The 17,451-nt window shown below is 71.7% G+C and carries 12 protein-coding genes and 2 pseudogenes; 8 read left to right on the top strand and 6 right to left on the bottom strand.

The features are described from left to right. Window positions 1–29 precede the first annotated feature (29 nt). Entirely contained in the window at window positions 30–1,250 is a 1,221-nt protein-coding gene (locus PYS65_RS25350; RefSeq protein ID WP_279336240.1) for an RNA-guided endonuclease InsQ/TnpB family protein, read from the bottom strand. Between the two features lie 112 nt (window positions 1,251–1,362). Then, window positions 1,363–1,671 (bottom strand): annotated as a pseudogene (locus PYS65_RS25355) (GNAT family N-acetyltransferase); the annotation flags it as partial. 96 nt (window positions 1,672–1,767) lie between these two features. On the opposite strand from PYS65_RS25355, the gene PYS65_RS25360 reads away from it, so the two are divergent. The 4 genes from PYS65_RS25360 (at window position 1,768) to PYS65_RS25375 (ending at window position 8,582) form a co-directional block, all read left to right on the top strand. Continuing rightward, window positions 1,768–2,247, top strand: coding sequence for a MerR family transcriptional regulator (locus PYS65_RS25360; RefSeq protein WP_279336241.1), 480 nt, complete (start codon window positions 1,768–1,770; stop codon window positions 2,245–2,247). A gap of 437 nt (window positions 2,248–2,684) precedes the next feature. Next, complete coding sequence (locus PYS65_RS25365) at window positions 2,685–3,671, top strand: hypothetical protein (RefSeq protein ID WP_279336242.1); 987 nt, start codon at window positions 2,685–2,687, stop codon at window positions 3,669–3,671. A gap of 43 nt (window positions 3,672–3,714) precedes the next feature. Then, window positions 3,715–5,580, top strand: coding sequence for an HSP90 family protein (locus tag PYS65_RS25370; RefSeq protein ID WP_279336243.1), 1,866 nt, complete (start codon window positions 3,715–3,717; stop codon window positions 5,578–5,580). A gap of 2 nt (window positions 5,581–5,582) precedes the next feature. After that, the gene (locus PYS65_RS25375) at window positions 5,583–8,582 is read left to right on the top strand and encodes a hypothetical protein (RefSeq protein WP_279336244.1); all 3,000 of its coding nucleotides are present in this window, start codon (window positions 5,583–5,585) and stop codon (window positions 8,580–8,582) included. 110 nt (window positions 8,583–8,692) lie between these two features. On the opposite strand, the gene PYS65_RS25380 is transcribed toward PYS65_RS25375, so the two are convergent. The 3 genes from PYS65_RS25380 to PYS65_RS25390 form a co-directional block, all read right to left on the bottom strand. Continuing rightward, window positions 8,693–9,130 carry a VOC family protein gene (locus PYS65_RS25380; RefSeq protein WP_279336245.1) on the bottom strand — a complete coding sequence of 146 codons (438 nt, stop codon included), beginning with the start codon at window positions 9,128–9,130 and terminating at the stop codon, window positions 8,693–8,695. An 82-nt stretch (window positions 9,131–9,212) separates the two neighbouring features. Beyond that, entirely contained in the window at window positions 9,213–10,061 is an 849-nt protein-coding gene (locus PYS65_RS25385; protein ID WP_279336246.1) for a DUF4429 domain-containing protein, read from the bottom strand. 67 nt (window positions 10,062–10,128) lie between these two features. Further along, window positions 10,129–11,346, bottom strand: a complete 1,218-nt coding sequence (locus tag PYS65_RS25390; protein WP_279336247.1) for an alpha/beta hydrolase — start codon at window positions 11,344–11,346, stop codon at window positions 10,129–10,131. 461 nt (window positions 11,347–11,807) lie between these two features. Between PYS65_RS25390 and PYS65_RS25395 the strand changes: the two are divergent. Then, window positions 11,808–12,098, top strand: a pseudogene (locus PYS65_RS25395) (small hydrophobic protein); the annotation flags it as partial. Window positions 12,099–12,489: 391 nt separating this feature from the next. On the opposite strand, the gene aceE reads toward PYS65_RS25395, so the two are convergent. Further along, window positions 12,490–15,237 carry a pyruvate dehydrogenase (acetyl-transferring), homodimeric type gene (gene aceE, locus PYS65_RS25400; protein WP_279336248.1) on the bottom strand — a complete coding sequence of 916 codons (2,748 nt, stop codon included), beginning with the start codon at window positions 15,235–15,237 and terminating at the stop codon, window positions 12,490–12,492. Between the two features lie 417 nt (window positions 15,238–15,654). On the opposite strand from aceE, the gene PYS65_RS25405 reads away from it, so the two are divergent. From PYS65_RS25405 to PYS65_RS25415, 3 genes are all read left to right on the top strand, one after another. Next, window positions 15,655–16,092 carry a DUF3052 domain-containing protein gene (locus tag PYS65_RS25405; RefSeq protein WP_279336249.1) on the top strand — a complete coding sequence of 146 codons (438 nt, stop codon included), beginning with the start codon at window positions 15,655–15,657 and terminating at the stop codon, window positions 16,090–16,092. A 170-nt stretch (window positions 16,093–16,262) separates the two neighbouring features. Continuing rightward, window positions 16,263–16,721, top strand: coding sequence for a peroxiredoxin (locus tag PYS65_RS25410; RefSeq protein WP_279336250.1), 459 nt, complete (start codon window positions 16,263–16,265; stop codon window positions 16,719–16,721). Window positions 16,722–16,853: 132 nt separating this feature from the next. Continuing rightward, the gene (locus PYS65_RS25415; RefSeq protein WP_279336251.1) at window positions 16,854–17,429 is read left to right on the top strand and encodes a TerD family protein; all 576 of its coding nucleotides are present in this window, start codon (window positions 16,854–16,856) and stop codon (window positions 17,427–17,429) included. The last annotated feature ends 22 nt before the right edge of the window (window positions 17,430–17,451 follow it).

Consider the following 17,451-nt stretch of genomic DNA (forward strand, 5'->3'; position numbering starts at 1 on the left):
TTCTGGCCTTCCTGCACGTTGCCGTGCCGCTACGCGGCACGGTTTCCGGTGTGGATTCCATGGCTTCCTGTTTCTTCACGCTGTGCCAGAACGGGTTCTGGTCTTACCGGCGCTCCGCAGGCTGTCACCGCCAGTCCGGCGGCCTTGACGTTCTTCGCGGCGTTGTGGTCCCGGTCGTGGACCGTGCCGCAGCCGGTGCAGGTCCATTCCCGCACGTGCAGGGGTTTGGGTCCGTCCCGGTGGCCGCAGGCGGAGCACACCTGGCTGGTGGGTTCGAACCGGCCGACCTTGACGAAGGTCCGCCCGTACCTCTCGGCCTTGTACTCCAGCAGGCGTATGAACCGGGACCAGCCCGCGTCGTGGATGCTCTTGGCCAGCCGGGTGCGCGCCAGTCCGCTCACCGCCAGGTCCTCCACCGCGACCGTTTGGTTCTCACGGATCAGCTGGGTGGAGAGCTGGTGGTGGAACTCGCGACGCGCGTCGGCCACCCGCGCATGCGCGCGGGCGACCTTCCGGCGGGCCTTCTCCCGGTTGCTGGAGCCCTTCTGCTTGCGGGACAGCTCCCGCTGGGCCTTCTTGAGTTTCTTCTCCGCGCGGCGCAAAAACCGGGGGGAGTCGATCTTTGTGCCGTCGGAGAGGACGGCGAAGTGGACCAGGCCGAGGTCGATGCCCACGGCCTGGTCACTGTCGGGCATGCGGGCCGCATCGGCGTCCGGGTCGGTGTCGATGACGAAGGAGGCGAAGTACCGCCCGGCCGCGTCTTTGATCACGGTGACGGAGGACGGCACGCACGGCAGGGGCCTGGACCACCTGACCCGTACCTCGCCGATCTTCGGCAGGTTCAGCCGCCCGGCAGGGGTGATCCTCCAGCGGGCGTTCGCGGTGAACCGGATCGCCTGCCGGTGGTCCTTGCGCGACTTGAACCTCGGCGCGCCCAGCCTCGGGCCCTTGCGCTCGCCTGTGCGGGAGGCGAAGAAGTTGCGGTAGGCGGCCTCCACGTCCCGCAGCGCCTGTTGCAGCACCACCGCCGAGACCTCGCCCAGCCAGTGCCGCGCAGGGGTCTTCTTCGCCTCGGTGATCAGCGTCCGTGACAAGACCGCCGCGGTGGGAAACGGCCGGCCGGTCGCCCTCGCTTGTTCCCGGGCGGCGACGGCGTCGTTGTACACCACCCGCGCGCACCCGAACGCCCGGGCCAGCGCACCACGCTGACCGGGTGTCGGGTCGAGACGGAAGGCATACCGAAGCTGCACGATCCGGACGCTAACACCCGCCACGGACAGTTTGGGGTGGATCGGCCGGATCCGGCTCCGCCGGAACGATCCGGCGATGCTCCGTGTCGCACCCACCGGATTTGCTTCACCACCGGCGTGAACGCCGGTGCCCTGCGGATGAGTCCTGGTAGCCGTCGATGCCGTGCGGGTCGTACGCGCCGCCGATGCAGTAGTCGATCGTGCCGGCCGCCAGCGCCGCCGACCCGGGCCGGTCCGGGTGGTCCACCACGAACGCCGCGAAGGTGCCGTCCGTCTCGGCCGGCCTGGCGCGCAGCACGGGCAGGGAGTCGGCGTGCCAGTCCGTGGCGGGAGAGGCGTGGGGCATCGAGTCGATCATCACCTGGCGCAGCCGCAGTACTTCCTTCGCGTCCCCGGGCACCGCGCGGCGTACGAGAGTCATGCCCGCCATGCTATGCAGCCGACGCGCCCGCCGTCCCGCCGCTTCTCACCGGCCGCGGTTGCCTGGAGTGCACTCCAGGGATCTAGCGTGGAGCGCATGACGGTGACGGAGACCATGGGTGAGAGCACGGGGACCAGGGCCGACATCTGTGCCGGCCCGCCGCAGGGCGAGCGGCGGCCGGACGGCCGGGACACGTACACGATCAGCGAGGTCGTCGCCCTGACCGGGCTGTCGGCCCACACCCTGCGCTGGTACGAGCGTATCGGCCTGATGCCGGACATCGACCGGTCGCACACCGGTCAGCGCCGCTACAGCAACCGCGACCTCGACTGGCTGGCCCTCGTCGGCAAGCTCCGCCTGACCGGTATGCCGGTCGCGGACATGGTGCGGTACGCGGAGATGGTGCGGGAGGGCGACCACACCTACGGCGACCGCCTCGAACTGCTCACGACGACCCGCGAGGACGTGCTCGCCCGGATCGCGGAGCTCCAGGGCACCCTCGCCGTGCTCGACCGGAAGATCAGCTTCTATGCGGACGCCGGGCGCGCCCCGGCGTCGGAGCGGTCCGGGTCGTGACGACCGACAGCGGGAGCACGACGGTGGCACCGGGCGCCGACGACCCCGAGGGGGAGTGTAGGGCCCGGGCCGCACGGGTGTGAGTTCCGCGCCCACGGCCCCGTGGGCGCGGAACCGGCCCGACCGGACCCGATCGCGGCCGAGGCGGCGGGCACCCGCTACGCGCACGGGGCGCGGACGTCCGCCGGCCGGGCGCGGCTCTCCCGGGCGGCGGCCCCCGGCCCGTCGTCCGCGGGCCGCCGCCCGGCACGGACGCGGTGCTTCCACGGGCCCGGCAGTCCGGTCCGCGGCTGAACCGGCACAAGAAAAAAGCCTGTTGCGCCCCCCGCGCCCCGCCGGCCCCGTGAGGCGTCCGGTGTGAAAACCCTGTGGAATTGATGTCGGTGGGGCCGCTTATGCTGCACCGATTGATCACGCGGGGCCAGGGAGGGCGCGGCATGTTCGGCAAGCTGTTCGGCAGGGGCGGGGAGAGACCGGCGGGGGCGGATCCGTACGCCCTTCCCGTCCCGCGCAAGAAGAACGGGATGTACACGCTGCGCGCGCTCGGGGACGTGCGGGTGCTGGCGCTGGTGGAGGCGGCCGACGCGGGTGAGTGGGAGGCGGTGAAGGAGGCGCTGGCCCCCTTCGACCTCGGCCGCGACCACCACGTCCTCGGTGAACTGGCCGAGCTGGACGGTGTGGAGGAGTGGATCGGCCGGGCTGTCGAGGAGGACAAGGAGCACCGGGCGACGGCCCTGCTGATATCCGGGGCGCGCCACATCAGTTGGGGCTGGGAGGCACGGACCAGCGCGCGGGCCGTGGACGTCACGCAGGAGCAGTGGCGGATCTTCCACGAGCGGCTGCGCACCGCCGAGGAGCACCTGTTCGAGGCCGCCGAGCTGCGGCCGGAGTGGGTCACGCCGTGGCGCCATCTCCTCACCTCCGGGCGAGGCATGTCGCTGGGCCACGCCGTCAACGAGACCCGGCTGGACGCCGCCCTGCGCCGCGAGCCGCTGGACCTGTCGAGCCACCTCGAGTGGGTGTCGCAGTTGCAGCCCCGCTGGGGCGGCGAGCAGGGGCAGGCCCTGGCGTTCGCCCGGGAGGCGTTCGCCGGCGCGCCCGACGGCCACCCTCTCGGCTGTGTGGTCGCCATGGCCCACATCGAGGACTGGGTGGAGTCGGACGAGTCCGAGTGCCTCGACACGCCCGCGATCCATGAGGAGTTGGCGGAGGCCGCCCGGCGCAGCATCCTGCACCCCGACTACGAGCGGCGTCCGGGCTGGCAGCACGACTTCAACATGTTCGCCATGGCCCTGTCGCTCGCCTCCGAGAGCATCGTCTGCCGGCGTGTGTTCCACGAGCTGGACGGCGCCTACACCACCTGGCCCTGGACCTTTTTCGCGGAGCCCGAGAAGCAGTTCGCCCGCCGTCAGCGCCAGGCCTGAGCCCGCACCCGCCCCTCTCGAACTCCTCACCCCGGACTGCCCGATGACTCTGCACGACACCGCCACCGGCCCGGCCGGCGCCGACCGCACCTTCCAGGTGGACCTGCGCGGCCTCGTCGACCTCCTCTCCCATCACCTCTACTCCAGCCCCCGCGTCTACCTGCGTGAACTGATGCAGAACGCGGTGGACGCGCTGACCGCCCGGCACGGCCTCGAACCGGCCGCCCCCGCCGACGCCTTCGGCATCCGCCTGTACGCCGACGGTTCGGTGGTACGCGTCGAGGACGACGGCGTCGGTCTCACCGAGGCCGACGTGCACACCTTCCTCGCCACGATCGGCCGCAGCAGCAAGCGTGCCGATCAGCTCGTCGAGCAACGCGGCGATTTCATCGGCCAGTTCGGCATCGGGCTGCTCTCCTGCTTCCTGGTCGCGGACGAGATCCATGTGCTGAGCCGGTCCGCCCGCACCCCCGACGCGCCCGCCGTGGAGTGGCGGGGGCGCGGTGACGGCAGCTACACCGTCCGTGCCCTGCCCGCCTCCGCCCGGTCCCGGCCCGGCACCACCGTCACGCTGACGCCGCGCGCCGACGCGGGCGAGTGGACCCGTCCGGCCCAAGTGCAGTCGCTCGCACGGCACTTCGGCTCCCTGCTGCGTCACCCGGTGACCTTCGACGACGGCACGGGCGGCACAGGCGGTTCGGGCGGTCCGGGTGCGCCGGTCAACCCCGAGGCGGCGCCCTGGGCGCGTACGTACCCGACGCCGGGCGCCCGTTCCCGCGCGCTGGCCGCGTACGGCGAGGAGGTCTTCGGGTTCACGCCGCTGGACACCATCGAGCTGGACCTGCCGGCCGTGGGCCTGAAGGGCATCGCGTGCGTACTGCCCGAGGCGGTGCCGGCCGGGCGGCGCCACGGCCACCGGGTGCACGTCAAGGGCATGCTGCTGTCCGAGCAGGCCGAGGAGATCCTGCCCGAGTGGGCGTTCTTCGTCCGCTGCGTCGTCGACGCCGAGAGCCTGCGCCCGACCGCGTCCCGCGAGTCCCTGTACGAGGACGACACCCTCACCGCGGTCCGTGACGCCCTCGCCGAACGGCTGCGCGGGTGGATCGCGCGGGCCGCCGCCAGCGACCCGGACCTGCTCGGCCGGTTCCTCCAGGCCCATCACCTGGCCGTGAAGTCGCTCGCGGTGCACGACGACGAGATCCTGCGGATGCTGCTGCCCTGGCTGCCGTTCGAGACCACCGACGGGCACTGCACCCTCGACGAGTTCGCGCGCACCCACCGCACCGTGCTGGTGACGTCGAGCGTGGAGGAGTTCCGGCAGGTCGCGGCGATCGCCTCGGCGGCCGGGCTCGGCGTCGTCAACGGCGGTTACACCTACGACCGTGAACTGGTGCACCGGCTGCCCGAGATCAGGCCCGAGGTCACCGTCGCCGACCTCGACCCGGCGACCCTCACCGCGCACCTCGACCCCGTCGACCGGGAGACGGAGCTGGCCGCCGCGGCCTACCTCGCCCTGGCCCGCGACGCCCTCGCCGTCTTCGACTGCGACGTGGCCCTGCGCACCTTCCAGCCCGCCTCCGCCCCCGCCCTCCTCGTCGACAGCCGCGAGGCCCGGCACGAGCGCACCCGCTCCCAGCTCGCCCGTGAGCAGGAGGGCGGCCTGTGGGGCGACATCCTCGGCGCCCTGCGCCAGGAGGCGCCGCGGGCCCAGCTGATCCTCAACCAGCTCAACCCGCTGGTGCGCACCGCCGTCGCCATCGACGAGCCCGAGCTGGCCCGGACCAGCGCCGAAGCCCTCTACGGGCAGGCCGCGCTGCTGTCCCGGCGTCCGCTCAGGCCCGCCGAGTCGAGCCTCATCAACCGCTCCTTCCTCGACCTTCTCGCCCACGCCCTCCGCAAGGACAGCTGACGATGCCGACCACATCCCCTCCCCAGAACACGGACGAGCTGTACCAGGCGCTCCGGGAGAACGACCGGCGCCCCTACGGCCGCACCCGCACCGTCACCGCCGAGGAACTCGTCGACGCCGCCGAGCAGTTCGCGGAGCCCGTCCCGCTGATCGACGCGCTGCTCGAACTGCAGGAGGCCTACACCTACGGCTCCGAACCCCGTAAGTCGCCCGTCGTCTTCGCCCGGCTGCTCACCCTCTTCGACGAGCAGCCGGACGTCTTCGACGAACGCCTGCGCCACCAGCTGTTCTGGCGGTTCAAGTGGGTCGCGGGCGCCCTGCGCGCGCTGCCCGAGATACCGCTGGCCAGTCTGCGCCAGTGGCTGACGGAGATGCGCGACCGGTACGAGAAGGCCGGCCTGGACCTCCAGCCCTACTACGGGCAGGCCTACCGGCTGGCCGCCCACCTCGGTGAGGACACCGCCCTCGCCTACGAGCTGTGGGCGGGCCGCTCCCGCTCCCGGCTCAGCGACTGCGAGGCCTGCGAGATCTGCGACCGCGCCCTGTACCACCTGGCGGCGGGCGACGACGAGCGGGCGCTGCGCGCCTGGGAGCCCGTCCTGGCCGGCCAGGAGTCCTGCCAGGAGGAGCCGGCCCGCTCCGCCTCCTACGCACTGCTGCCCCTGCTGCGCACCGGCCGCACCGACGAGGCACGCGCACTGCACCTCGCCGGCTACCGCGGCTGCCGCCGCAACCCCTCGATGGCCGGGGAGGTCGGCCGGCACCTGGAGTTCTGCGCGCTGACCGGCAACGAGGCGCGAGGCCTGGAACTGCTCGCCGAGAACCGGAACCTGTTCGACGAGGTGGACTCGCCGCAGGACGGGCTCGACTTCCTCACCGGCGTGGAGGTCCTCCTCCAGCGCGTCGAGGCCCTCGGCCACGGCGAACTGCCCGCCGCCGGGTTCCCGGGCCGCACCTGGACCGTGACCGGTCTGCGCGCCGAGGTGCGCGGCCGCGCCGCCGACCTCGCCGCCCGCTTCGACGACCGCAACGGCACCAGCGCCCACACCGACCGCCGGAGCGCCCGCCTCGACCGGGCCCCGCTCCTCGACGCGCTGGAACTGACCCTGCGCACCCGCAGCCTCGACGAAGTGAGCCCGGCCGCACCGCTCGACGCATCGGTCACCGGGTCGGCTTCCACCGCCCGTACGACCGCCGCCGTACCCGAGTCGCTGACCGAACTCATCCTCCAGGCACGGTCGCTGGAAGGGGAAGGGCACCCGGACGCACAGGCCTGCTGGGCGCGGCTGCGCACGCTGGTCGCCGCCCGCGACTACGCCCACCCCGACGACCCGGCCGTGGGTCCGCTGCTGCGGCTGCGCGCGGACCTGCTGGCCGACGAGGCGAACTGGGCGGGTGACAGGGACGAGTTCGCCGACGCCGCCGCCCTCCACGAGGAGGCCGCAGGTCTGTACGACGACGCCGGACTGCCGGGGCACGCGGCACTCTCCCGCGCCTGCGCCCTGCTCGCCACCGCCGAGATCCCCGCGGAGGACGCCGACGGCCCCGAGGCGAAGACCGAGAGGAAGACCGAGGCGCTGACCACCGCCCACACCTCCCTGGTCCGCCTGCACGAGGAGACGTCCGGTCTCACCCCGCACCAGGAGGCCCGCCTGCTCCGTCTGCGGGCGACCGCGCTCGGCCTGCGCCTGCAGACGTCGGGGAACTCGGGGACCTCGGGGAACGGAGAGCACGTCGCGCCGCTCCTCGCCGAGGTGGACCTGCTGCACACCTTCGCCACCCGGCACGACATCACCGGGCAGATCGCCAGGGCCCTGCTGCTGCGGGCCACCGCCCACGCCCTGGCCGGCGACCTGCCCGCCGCGCTCACCGAGACCGACGGCCTCCTCGACCGGCTGAGGGAGCACGGTCCGGCCTGGCACCTGCCCCGCGTGCTCGCCCTGCGGGGCAGGCTCCACCTCGGCTTCCAGGACGCGCAGGCCGCGCACGCGGACCTGTCCGAGGCCTTGCGGCTGGCCGCCGACTGGCCGGCCGACACGACGGACACCTCCCGGCTGCACGCCGAGCTGGCCGAGGTCTGCATGCACCTGGGCCGCCCCGAGGAGGCGCTGCGGCACCTGACGCGCTCGGCGGAGCTGGACCTGCGCCGCGGCAAACGCATCGACGCGTTCTGCACCTACAGCAACGCCGCCCAGCTCAGCCTCGACCTGGGCCGCGTCGAGGACGCCATCGCGCTGCTCGACTCCCTGCTGGCCGAACCGGACGTCGCCGCCGGGGAGCTGGACGACCGGCTCGCCGCCCAGCTGCGCCTGACCCGCGCCCGCGCGCTGCGCGCGGGGGACGACCTCAAGGCCGCCACGGCGGAGTTCGTCGCCCTCGCGGCCGAGTCGGCCGGCTGGGACGACGACCCGGGAAGCCACGCCATGATCGCCGCGGAGACGGCCGTACTCCTCGGCGAGTCCGGAGAGTTCGGCCAGGCCCGCAAGGCCGCCGACCAGGCACTCGCCGCCCACGCCAGGGCCCCGCGCCACGAGCACCTCAGCAACGTCCTGCGCGAACTCGCCCGCCTGCAGGCCCAGCGGCAGGGACCCGACGGCCTGGCCGGTGCCCGCGCCTTCCTCACCGACGCCGGCCGGGTCGCCGACGAGGCACGCGCCGCCGGGTACGAGGCCCACGGCCGCTCCCTGGACACCGCCCTGGCCTACGAGCACGGCAGGGTCAACGCCTACGCCGGTGCCCACGAGGAGGCCCTGACCGCCCTGGAGCAGGCCCTCACCCTGCTCGGCGAACCGGGACCGGGTCCGGGACCGGAGCAGCAGCAGGCCGGCGAGTGGGCCGAGTGCGTCCGCCTCGCCGCCGCCGTGGAGGGCATCTACCTGGAACGCCCCGCCCCCGCCCTCACCCGCCTCGACGCGGCGGTCTCCCGGCTGACCGCGGCGGGCCACACCGAGGAGACCGAGCCGCTGACGGCCCTCGCGGCGAGGCTGCGCGACGAGGAGTGACCCGGCGCTCCCGGCCGCCCGGGGCCCTCACGGGTTGACGAAACCCATGGGGTCCCGGGCACCGGGATCACCGCATCCGACCTCACCGCCCCGCCGTCCCCGAGGGACGCTCAGTCGAGACAGAACTCGTTGCCCTCGACGTCCTGCATCACGAGGCACGACTCGTTGAAGCCGTCGGCACGCAGCAGCCGCACCCGTACCGCGCCGAGCGCGACCAGCCGTGCGCACTCGGCCTCGAGAGCGGCCAGGCGTTCTTCCCCCACGAGCCCGGTGCCGACCCGCACGTCGAGGTGCACCCGGTTCTTGACGGCCTTGCCCTCGGGAACACGCTGGAAGAACAGCCGCGGGCCCACCCCCGAGGGGTCGACGCACGCGAACGCGGAGCCCTGGCGCTCCGGCGGCAGCACGCGGTCGAAATCGTCCCACGTGGCGAACCCCTCCGGCGGCGGCGGTACGACGTACCCCAGCACCTCGCACCAGAAACGGGCGACGCGCTCGGGCTGCGCGCAGTCGAAGGTGACCTGGAACTGCTTGACCGATGATGACATCGGCCCACCGTAACGGGAGCGACGAGCAGGCCGGGCCCGTCCGGCAGAATCCGCCGGACAGGCCCTGAAGCCCCGTCAGCCCCTAGAGCTCCGCCAGCAGCTCCGCTTTCTTGGAGGAGAACTCCTCGTCCGTCACCAGGCCCGCCTGGTGCAGTTCGCCGAGGTGGCGGATGCGGTCGGCGATGTCGGCGGGGTCGCGGCGCACGGCCGCCGCGACCACCGCGGGCACCGGCTCGGAGGTCCGTACCGCCGCCAGCACGGCCGCCGCGAACGGCAGCGACTCGTGCACCGGCCCGTAGCCCAGCCCGAACACCACGGCCGCCGGGTCCTGGTCGGCCGGGGGCGACGACGCCGGCTCGTCCCGGCGCAGCAGCCGCAGGTGTCCTTCGAAGACCTCGGGCGACCGCCACTCCACGCCGCTCAGCTCACCCACCGGGAAGCGCTGGTCACCGGCTTTCCACTTCGCCGACGAGGCGCCCGTCCAGAACCAGTGGAAGGAGACCGTCGTCCCGTCGAAGGCGGCCCTGCCGTCGTACGCCTTGAACCGCAGCGGCACCTCGGGGGCCGGCACCAGGTGGCGCTCGGCGGGACCGGACTCGGTGAGGCGGGCGAGGAGTTCGTCGGCGTAGTACTCGGCGAGCGTCTCGCGCTCGGCGGGCAGCACCAGCCGGTAGGGGTCGGAGCTCTCCTTCAACTGCCCGGCCGCCGCCTCCATCAGCGGGTCGGCCCCGGGCCGGGGCTCGAGGCGCAGCACGACGCTGCCGCGCCTGCCGGGGGTCAGCGTCACCCCGGCGACGGCCTCCAGGGGAACGCGTCGTTCCCCGAGCGCCTGGAACAACTTGGGTGTTCGAATCCCCCTTTCGTAACGGATGAGCACGGAGTCGGACTCGAACTCCCAGGCAGCGTGAAATCCGGCCAGTACGTCACCCATGCGGCTCATCGTATGCGGCACGAGCTTTTTCGTCCCCTCCCCGTGCATACCGCGGTTCCTCCGTTCTCTACGCGCGTCCGGGTGAGCGGGCGTAGGACAAACCCGCCCGGCATACGCCATCATCGTGTGCGCAGGCCACCGCCGGGTATGCGCCAACGCCGATCTCGGCGAAGTTGCGCAGACTGTCCGTGCCCGGCTCGAAATACCCGCTGTGTCCCTGGGCCTCACGGGCCGACAGGACCCGGGCCCCGAAAGCGGGGGAGACCGGGTCGGCGCCGTGGCCCAGTCCGCCGACCTCCAGATAGGGCACGTCCTGGACCCAGTCGTCGGCGTCCCGCATGGCCCACACGCGCGCGTGGGTGCGCAGCGCGGAGGCCGTCTCGGCCCGCATGCCGGGACTGCCGGCCACCGCGATGTCGGTGACCCGGCCGGGCAGGGTGCTCGCGGCGAGCCCGCACACCACGGAGCCGTAGCTGTGGCAGAACAGCGCGACCGGGGCCGTGCCGGGCAGCGCGCGCAGCAGCGCGTCGAGCCGTAGCGCGCCGTCCCCGGCGCGCCCGGCCATGGCCGCCTCCATGCCGACTCCGCCGGGCGCGGTGTAGTCGGCCCAGGCGATCACGGCGGTACGGGTCGCGGGGTCCGCCTCGTACTCGGCCGCGCGCAGCGCCTCGGCCATGCCGACGGGGGCCGAGTAGCGGCGGTAGGTGCGCTGGAAGGTGAGCAGATCCGTGTCGACGCCGGGGACGACGACCGAGATGCGTTCGGCCTCGTCCAGGTCGCCGAAGACCTCGGCCACACGGCCCGGCCCCGACGGGTCGAAGGCGAGGATCTGGCGTCCCGGTTTCAGCAGTGCCCCGAGGCGGTTCATCCGGCGGCCCGCCTGGTGCTGTCCCGCGGGCGTGAGCCGTGTGTCGCGCATCCGTTCCCGCTCGATCTCGCGGGCCTGCTCCATCGCGATGCGGTTGGCGCGGTACCGCAGATCGGCCGGGGCGCCGTTCATGTTGCCGACCGCGAGGGGGAAGCGGTGGGCGAGACCCAGCCGCTGCGCCTCGGTGAGCGAGGCGAAGAACCGGGCCAGCCTGCCGGGCGCGGACCGCGGGTCCGGCAGCTCGCGGCCCGCTGTGCGGCCGTGCTCCCAGGCGGTGAGCGAGGCGGACAGAGGTGCCGCCTCCCGCTGCTGGCGCAGTGCCGACCAGCCGGTGGTCGCCAGCATCACGAAGACGACGGCGAGTGCGAGGAGCGCGCGCCCCGCGTTCAGCTGTGGAGAGGAGTCGAAGGAAGTCACTGCCGGGACACATTAGGAGAACGAGAGGGTCTCGCGTCAATCGAGTGACGAGTATCACGTTTCGATGCGCGGGTTGTGAGCGATGGTCAGCCCGCCGGGATGCGGGCCGTCGTCGGCTCGCGCACGGCGTCCCTGGTCGCCTCAGCGGTTCCGCGGTTCTGCGGTTCCGCGGTTCCGCCGGAGGCGGCCACACCCGAGGAACCCCCGGAGCGAGTTCGCTCATCAGGGTGAACAAACGAGGTGAACCCTCCCCTTCGGCGGGCACCGCAGGTCACAGTGGGTCAAGTCCTCCGCAGGGCATGGAGGCTGTGGCTGCGGCGCGCTGCTGGAGGGGGGCAGCGCGCAGGCAGCATCCCTCCAGCCGTCCGCGCAGCGTGAATCCACCGCTGAAGCGGGGGTACCCGCCTCTCGACGAACCCCGTACGCCTCTCTGACCAGCCCATGGATCAAGGGAGTTGACGATGGCGAGCTTCGGACACGGTACGCGCAGGCACTCCCGGTCGGGTGGTCGCGGGTGGTCATCGACGGGGCAGGACCGCGCGACGCTCGGAATCATCGGGGTCATCTGCGCGGTCGCCGGATTCTTCGTGCTGGGGATCGTCCTCGGCCCCGCGGCGATCGTCTGCGGCCGGCTCGCCATGGGCCGCAGCTGGGCGGGGTCCCGCCCGGTGCCGGCCCTGGTCGCCCTCGTCCTGGGTGCGATCGACACGCTCCTGGCCGTCGTCTGGCTGGCCGGGGCGACCGCCCCGGGCTACCGAACACTTGCCCAGTGCTCCACCCTTCAGGGTGGAGGTGTAGGGCATCCTGCCCGTAGTGGCCCGAAGGGGCGCGGCGGCATGGCTGAGATCGCCTTGTCCGACGACGGAGTTGTCGGACCTACCGCCGGACGGGCGGGAAGTCAGGCCTGCGGAGGCCGTGTAAGACCGACCCTCACCGGTCGGCAGTGGCCTGTGAAACAGGAACCCGAGGTGGTACCGCGAAGCGGTACCGACCGGAATCTCCTGCCCTCGGGCAGGAGAGGACGTCAAGGAATGTTCTGACGGACCCGCAGCCCCGGGACCGAACGGGATGAGGGCCTCCGGCGACTCGCCGGAGGCCCTCCTCGTTTCCTCGGACGGCTCCGTCACGCCGCCCGTCGGGACGTCACGCGTCGCCGCCCGCCGGGCCCGGGTCGGCTGCGGTGACGTCGAGCAGTTGGTAGCGGTCGATGGCCTGCTTCAGCACCGACCGGTCGAGGTGGCCCTCGCGGACCAGCTCCGTCAGCACCGCCACCACGATCGACTGCGCGTCGATGTGGAAGAACCGCCGGGCCGCCCCGCGGGTGTCCGCGAAGCCGAAGCCGTCCGCGCCCAGCGACTGGTACGTCCCCGGCACCCAGCGCGAGATCTGGTCCGGCACCGACCGCATCCAGTCCGACACCGCCACGACCGGCCCCTGCGCCGAGGCCAGCTTCCGCGTCACGTACGGGACGCGCTGCTCCTCCTCCGGGTGCAGCAGGTTGTGCCGCTCGCAGTCCACCGCCTCGCGCCGCAGCTCGTTCCAGGAGGTCGCCGACCAGACGTCGGCCCTGACGTCCCACTCCTCGGCGAGGATCCTCTGCGCCTCGACCGCCCAGGGCACCGCGACACCGGAGGCGAGGATCTGGGCGGGCAGGCTGCCCGCCGTGCCCTCGCTGAAGCGGTACAGGCCCTTCACGATGCCCTCCGCGTCCACGTTCGCGGGCTCGGCCGGGTGCTGGATGGGCTCGTTGTAGACGGTCAGGTAGTAGAAGACGTCCTCGCCGTGCGGGTGCTGCTCGTCGCCGCCGTACATCCGGCGCAGGCCGTCCTGCACGATGTGCGCGATCTCGAACCCGAAGGCCGGGTCGTAGGCGACGCAGCCCGGGTTCGTGGACGCCAGCAGCTGCGAGTGCCCGTCCGCGTGCTGAAGGCCCTCACCGGTCAGGGTCGTACGCCCCGCGGTCGCGCCCAGGACGAAACCGCGCGCCAGCTGGTCGGCCATCTGCCAGAACTGGTCACCGGTGCGCTGGAAACCGAACATCGAGTAGAAGACGTACACCGGGATGAGCGGTTCGCCGTGCGTGGCGTACGCCGAGCCGGCCGCGATCAGCGAGGCCGTGCAGCCGGCCTCGGAGATGCCGTCGTGCAGCATCTGCCCGTTCGGCGCCTCCTTGTACGTGAGCAGCAGATCCCGGTCCACGGACTCGTACTGCTGGCCCAGCGGGTTGTAGATCTTCGCGCTCGGGAAGAACGAGTCCATGCCGAACGTGCGGTACTCGTCCGGCGCGATCAGCACGAACCGTTTGCCGATCTCCTTGTCCCGCAGGAGCTCCTTGAGGAGCCGGACGAAGGCCATGGTCGTGGCGATGGACTGCTGGCCCGAGCCCTTCTTCACGTTCGCGTACGTCTTGTCGCCGGGCAGTGCGAGTGGCTTCGAGCGCACCACACGGGTCGGTACGTACCCGCCGCAGGCCTTGCGGCGGTCGTGCATGTACTGGATCTCCTCCGAGTCGCGGCCCGGGTGGTAGTACGGCGGCAGACCGGACTCCAGGTCCTTGTCGGCGATCGGCAGGTGCATGCGGTCCCGGAAGCCCTTGAGGTCGTCGACCGTCAGCTTCTTCATCTGGTGCGTGGCGTTGCGGCCCTCGAAGTTCGGACCCAGCGTCCAGCCCTTGACCGTCTTGGCGAGGATCACCGTCGGCTGGCCCTTGTGCTCCAGGGCCGCCTTGTAGGCCGCGTAGATCTTCCGGTGGTCGTGACCGCCGCGGCCCAGGTGCAGGATCTGGTCGTCGGTCATGCCCTCGACCATGGCGCGCAGCCGGTGGTCGTCGCCGAAGAAGTGGTTGCGGATGTACGCCCCGGACTCGGTGGCGTACGTCTGGTACTGGCCGTCCGGAGTGGTGTTCATCCGGTTGACCAGCACCCCGTCCCGGTCCTGGGCGAGCAGCGGGTCCCAGGTGTGGTCCCAGACGAGCTTGATCACGTTCCAGCCGGCGCCCCGGAAGATGGACTCCAGCTCCTGGATGATCTTGCCGTTCCCGCGCACCGGCCCGTCGAGGCGCTGCAGGTTGCAGTTGACGACGAAGGTCAGGTTGTCCAGGTTCTCGCGGGCGGCGATGGACAGCTGGCCCAGCGACTCGGGCTCGTCCATCTCGCCGTCGCCGAGGAACGCCCACACGTGCGACTTCGAGGTGTCGGTGATGCCGCGCGCCTGCATGTAGCGGTTCATCCGGGCCTGGTAGATCGCGCCGATCGGGCCGAGGCCCATCGAGACCGTCGGGAACTCCCAGAAGTCCGGCATCGACCGCGGGTGCGGGTACGACGACAGCGCCTCGGGCGCCTTCGACTTCTCCTGCCGGAAGCCGTCCAGCTGCCGCTCGGAGAGCCGGTCCAGCAGGTACGCGCGCGCGTAGATGCCCGGTGAGGCGTGGCCCTGGAAGAAGACCTGGTCACCGCCGTCGCCCGCGTCCTTCCCGCGGAAGAAGTGGTTGAAGCCCACGTCGTACAGCGACGCCGAGGACGCGAACGTGGCGATGTGGCCGCCGACGCCGATCCCGGGCCGCTGCGCGCGCGAGACCATCACCGCGGCGTTCCACCGGGTCGCGTTGAGGATCTTGCGCTCGATCTCCTCGTTGCCCGGGAAGAACGGCTCCGCGCGGGTGGGGATCGTGTTGACGTAGTCCGTGCTGCGCATCTCGGGCACGGCCACGCGGCGCTCGCGGGCGCGCTCGATCAGCCGCAGCATCAGATAGCGGGCCCGCTCCCGGCCGCGCTCGTCGACCGCGGCGTCGAGGGAGTCGAGCCACTCCTGTGTTTCCTCGGGGTCGAAGTCAGGAACCTGACTCGGAAGGCCACCAATGATGATCGGGCTGCGATCGGATGCGGAAGCCACGCTGTTCCTTACCTGTCAGAGGGCCGTGAGAGGGCCACTGCTTCACTGATTTAGCCGTCTGCGCGCTCCCCATCGTCCACCCGGGGGCCGCACACGTCATCTCTACCGATAGGTAACCCGACCCCGTCACCGGTACGGTGGCATACGGGACGGGCCACGGACTCGTGCGAGTCTCGTACCCGTATACGGTTCCCAAACGCCCATAGAGGGCACAAAGGTGTGGTGTGTATCACTGTGGGCCAGGATGATGTGCCTGGAGTTGCGGTGACCCGGCCAGGATCGTCACCGTTTCGACGGTCCCTGCGGCCGGGTACTTGCGCGAACCGCCCCGCCCGTGTGGACTACGGCCACAGCCGCGCGCCCGCGCGCGACTGTGACAATTGACGAGATTCCCAAACCATGATCAGGAGGCAAACCGTGAGCGCGACCGCGGACCACGCGGAGGAGCGGACGAACCCTGCCGCCAGGCTGGGGTTCCAGCCCGGGCAGGTGGTCCAGGAGATCGGCTACGACGACGACGTCGACCAGGAGCTCCGCGAGGCCATCGAGGGCGTCATCGAGAACGACCTGGTCGACGAGGACTACGACGACGTGGCTGACGCCGTTGTGCTGTGGTTCCGCGACGACGACGGCGACCTGACGGACGCGCTGGTGGACGCCGGCACGTACATCGAAGAGGGCGGTGCCATCCTGCTCCTCACGCCGAAGACAGGCCGTTCGGGCTACGTCGAGCCGAGTGACGTCTCGGAGGCCGCCACCACGGCCGGCCTGACGGCGGCCAAGAGCGTCAGCGTGGGCAAGGACTGGAGCGGCAGCAGGCTGGCCACGCCGAAGGCCGCCAAGTCCAGGAGGTAACCATGGCGGAGGCGGCTCCGGCGGCGGCACTCCCGCCGCCGGGGTCGCACCCCGTTCGAACCCGGACGGGCCGACCGGATCGGCCCGTCCGGCCCACTGTCGTACCCCGTGCGTAGGGTGGTCCCCGGGAACGAACCGGGAACAGCACCCCCGAAGGGACGAACGAGGCGATGGCGATCCAGGTCGGCGACAAGGCCCCCGACTTCGAGCTCAAGGACAACCACGGCGCGCCCGTACGGCTGTCCGACCACCTCGGACAGCGGAACGTGGTGCTCGTCTTCTACCCCTTCGCCTTCACCGGCGTGTGCACCGGGGAACTGCGCGCACTGCGCGACAGCCTGCCGCTCCTCACCGACCGCGACACCGCGCTGCTCGCCGTCTCCAACGACTCCATCCACACCCTGCGCGTCTTCGCCGAGCAGGAGAGCCTGGAGTACCCCCTGCTGTCGGACTTCTGGCCGCACGGCGAGGTCTCCCGCGCGTACGGCGTCTTCGACGAGGGCAAGGGCTGCGCCGTGCGGGGGACCTTCGTCATCGACCGGGAGGGCGTCGTGCGCTGGACGGTCGTCAACGCGCTGCCCGACGCACGTGACCTGAACGAGTACGTCGGAGCGCTCGACGCGCTGTGAGCACGTCCGACACCCGGTGATTCCCCGCCCCGCGGCCTGCGGCGGCCGGGAACCCATCACTAGGATCGACACGTTGATCGGACATCCAACGCACGACGGGGCTTCCCGCCCCCGGACATCAAGGGAGGACTCGTGGGAGTCAGCCTCAGCAAGGGCGGCAACGTATCGCTGACCAAGGAGGCGCCGGGCCTGACCGCGGTCATCGTCGGACTGGGGTGGGACGTCCGCACCACGACCGGCACCGACTTCGACCTGGACGCCAGCGCGCTGCTGGTGAACAACACCGGCAAGGTCACCAACGACGCCAACTTCGTCTTCTTCAACAACCTCAAGAGCCCGGACGGCTCGGTCGAGCACACCGGTGACAACCTCACCGGTGAGGGCGAGGGCGACGACGAGCAGATCAAGGTCAACCTCGCCGGTGTCCCGGCGGAGATCGAGAAGATCGTCTTCCCGGTCTCGATCTACGACGCCGAGAACCGCCAGCAGTCCTTCGGCCAGGTGCGCAACGCGTTCATCCGCGTCATCAACCAGGCCGGCGGCGCCGAGATCGCCCGCTACGACCTGTCGGAGGACGCCTCCACGGAGACCGCCATGGTCTTCGGCGAGCTGTACCGCAACGGCGCCGAGTGGAAGTTCCGCGCCATCGGCCAGGGCTACGCCTCCGGCCTGCGCGGCATCGCGCAGGACTTCGGGGTGAACGTCTGAGACGGTCACGTCCCGGGCGCCG

Origin of the sequence: Streptomyces cathayae (assembly GCF_029760955.1) — a bacterium.
In the GTDB taxonomy this organism is placed as follows: domain Bacteria; phylum Actinomycetota; class Actinomycetes; order Streptomycetales; family Streptomycetaceae; genus Streptomyces; species Streptomyces cathayae.